Consider the following 3379-nt stretch of genomic DNA (forward strand, 5'->3'; position numbering starts at 1 on the left):
CGCGCAACGCGCTGGCGTCGGCGGGCCGGGAGCGGGTGGGGGCCGTCGTCCTGGCGACGAGCACTCCGGACCGCCTGTGCCCGGCGACCGCGCCGGAGGTGGCGAGCCGGCTCGGCCTGGGCCCGGTGCCCGCGTTCGACGTGCAGGCCGTGTGCACCGGTTTCGTGTACGCCCTGGCCACCGGTGCCGGGCTGATCTCGCTGGGGATCACCGACAGCGTGCTGGTGATCGGCGCCGACACGTTCTCCACGATCCTCGACCCCGCGGACCGGGGCACCCGGGTGGTGTTCGGCGACGGGGCGGGCGCGGTCGTGCTGCGCGCGGGCCACGCCGACGAACCGGGTGCGCTGCTGGGGTTCAGCCTGGGCAGCGACGGCGGCGAGGCCGACCTCATCGAGATCCCCGCGGGCGGCTCCAGGCAGCGCTCCACGGGCCTGCCGACGAAGACCGAGGACACCTATTTCACGATGCGGGGGCAGGCGGTCTTCGCGCAGGCGGTGCGCCGGATGGCCCAGTCGGTGGAGGAGATCGCCGCGCACACCGGCTGGCGGCCCGAGGAGATCGACTCCTTCGTGCTGCACCAGGCCAACGCCCGCATCCTGACGTCCGTCGCCAGGCGCCTCGGCCTGCCCGCCGAGCGGTTCCTGTCCAACATCGCCGCGCTGGGCAACACGGTCGCCGCGTCGATCCCCCTCGCGCTCACCGACTGCGCCGCCTCCGGCGAGCTGAGGCCCGGTCAGAAGGTGGTGCTGACCGGGTTCGGCGGCGGGCTCACCTGGGGTTCGGCGGCCCTGGTCTGGCCCGAACTGCGGCCGCTGCGTACGGAACTGCCGGGGTCGGCAGTGAACTGCCCGTGAACTTAGGTGAATACCTACGACCGTCATCACGGAAGTATTTCGCGGAACCTGCCGTGAGACCTTCGGGAGGGAAACCGATCGACTACCCGGAGGGAAACCACGTGTCGCCCATCGCGGGATCCGGCCAGCGGTCCGCAACGTCCTTACGTGTCCTCACCCGTACCGGTGATTCGGCCGAAACAGCCGAATGGGCCGGCGGAAAGGGAAAGAACCTGCATTCCCTGACCGCCGCCGGTTTCCGGGTACCGGACTGGTCGGTGATCGGCCTCGACGTCTTCACGGAATTCACCCGGCGCAGCGGACTCGACACACGTCTGGCGGCCCTCCTGGCCGGTGCGCCGCGGGCCGGGGAGCGGCGGACGTCGGCGGAGATCGCCGCGCTCATCGCCGGGGCGCCCCTGGACGAGGACGTCACCGATGCCGTCCGCCGGGCCTACGGGCATGTCGGCGGCGGCCTGGTGGCGGTGCGTTCGTCGGGGGCGGACGAGGACGGCGCGGAGCACTCGTTCGCCGGGCAGTTCGACAGTTTCCTCAACGTCTCGGGGTTCGACGAGGTCGTCGCGCACGTCCGCCGCTGCTGGGCGTCCGCCTTCTCGGAGCGTTCCCTGCACTACCGCGCGCAGCGCGCGCTGGCGCCCTCGGCGGGCGGCGTCGCCGTCATCGTGCAGCGCATGGTGGCCGCGGAGCGCAGCGGGGTGCTGTTCACCGCCGACCCCACGACCGGGAGCACCGGCCGGTACGTCGTCAGCGCCGTGTACGGGCTGGGCGAGGGGCTGGTCTCCGGGGCCGTCGACGCCGACACGGTCGTCCTGGACGCCGCGTCGGGCGAGCGGCTGCACACGGTCGTCGGCGACAAGCGGGAGAGTTACGGGGCCGGTACAGGGTCCGGCTGTGCGGTACGGCCGGTCTCCGAGGCCGACCGGGAGGTGCTGTCGCTCAGCGCGCGCGACCTGGCCCGGCTGCATGACGTCGGGACCCGGGTGGCCGGGCACTACGGCACCCCGCAGGACATCGAGTGGGCGATCGCCGGGGACACCGTGTGGGTGCTGCAGTCCCGCCCGGTCACCACCCCGCTCGCCGGCTCCACGGCCGCGCCGGCCGGGCCGGCCGAGGAGGCCGGGCCACCCGCGCCGTCCGCGGAGGCCGAGGAGGCCCGGGGAGAGCTGCGGATCTGGGACAACTCCAACATCATCGAGAGTTTCAGCGGCGTCGTCTCCCCGCTCACCTACAGCTTCGCCGCCGACACCTACGCCAAGGTCTACGAGAGCTACGCCCGCGCGCTCGCGGTCACGCCGGACCAGTTGCGGGAGGTCCAGGAATGGACCCCGCATCTGCTCGGCTATTTCCACGGCCGGGTCTACTACAACCTCCTGCACTGGTACCGGATGGTGCGTCTTGCTCCCCTCTACCGGCTGAACCGGCGGGTGCTGGAGAAATCCCTCGGAGTCGAGGAGAGCATTTCCGACGAGGCGGCCGACGCACTGCACCCCTTCGCTCCCCGGCCGGGACTTCGGGGCCGCCTCAACCGCCTGTACCGCACGCTCGTCTTCACCCGGAAATTCCTCACCATGGGGAAATCCGTGGACGCCTTCCACCGTGATTTCTACCGCGCCTACGAGGTGTTCAACAACGTCGATTACGACGCGCTGCCGGGCGAGGAGACCTACCGGCGTTTCCGGCGGCTGCAGCGTGAACTGATCGAGAGATGGGGGCCGATGCAGGCCCTCGACGCCGCGATCCTGCTCTCCGTCGGACTGCTGGCCCTGCTCACCCGCAGGTGGCTGCCCGGCGCCCCCGAGTGGTTCACCTGGGCCGCCGCGAGCCCCGGCGGCGACCTGGAGTCCGCCGAACCGGTGTGGGCGCTGGCCGAGTTGGCGGCCCTGGCCACCGCGGACGACGAGGTACGCCGGCTGCTCGGGACCACCTCCGACGAGGAGGCGTACCAGGCGCTGCGCGAGGGCGGTCACACCGAGGTGCTGGCCGCCGTCGACGCGTACATCGCCTCCTACGGGTACCGCAGCCCCGACGAACTCAAGCTGGAGGTCCCGGATCTGCACGAGGACCCGGCCGGGCTGTTCACCATGCTGCGCGGCGCCCTGGCCGGCCCCGCCACCGGCGCGGGCCGCGGCGGGGACGCCGACGTGTACCTCGACGGGCGGCTGCGCGGCCCGCGCCGCCGGGTCTACGAACTCGTCCGGAGCAAGGCCCGCCGTTCGCTCGCGGACCGCGAACGGCTGCGGTTCTGCCGTACCAGGGCGTTCGGGGCGGCCAAGCGCATGCTGCGCGCGATGGGCCGCGACCTGGCGCGGGCCGGGGCGCTCGACGCCTGGGACGACGTGTTCCTGCTGCGTCTGGAGGAGGTCCGCGGGGCCTACGAGGGCATGCTCACCGACAGCGAACTGAGGGACCTGGTGGCGCTGCGCCGCCGGCACCTGGCCGACGACGCCGCGCTGCGCGCCCCCGCACGGTTCACCACCCGGGGCGCGGCCTACTGGTCGGGCAACCTCGAACGCGGCGGCTGG

The 3379-nt window shown here is 72.6% G+C and carries 2 protein-coding genes; both read left to right on the forward strand.

Going from position 1 to position 3379, the window contains the following annotated elements; genetic code table 11:
- On the forward strand, positions 1–857 hold an 857-nt coding region (locus ABZV34_RS37820), incomplete at its 5' end, for a beta-ketoacyl-ACP synthase 3 (protein ID WP_356287331.1).
- 101 nt (positions 858–958) lie between these two features.
- On the forward strand, positions 959–3379 hold a 2421-nt coding region (locus tag ABZV34_RS37825), incomplete at its 3' end, for a phosphoenolpyruvate synthase (RefSeq protein ID WP_356287334.1).

The organism is Streptomyces sp. NPDC005195 (assembly GCF_040608315.1).
Taxonomy (GTDB): Bacteria; Actinomycetota; Actinomycetes; order Streptomycetales; family Streptomycetaceae; genus Streptomyces; species Streptomyces kaempferi.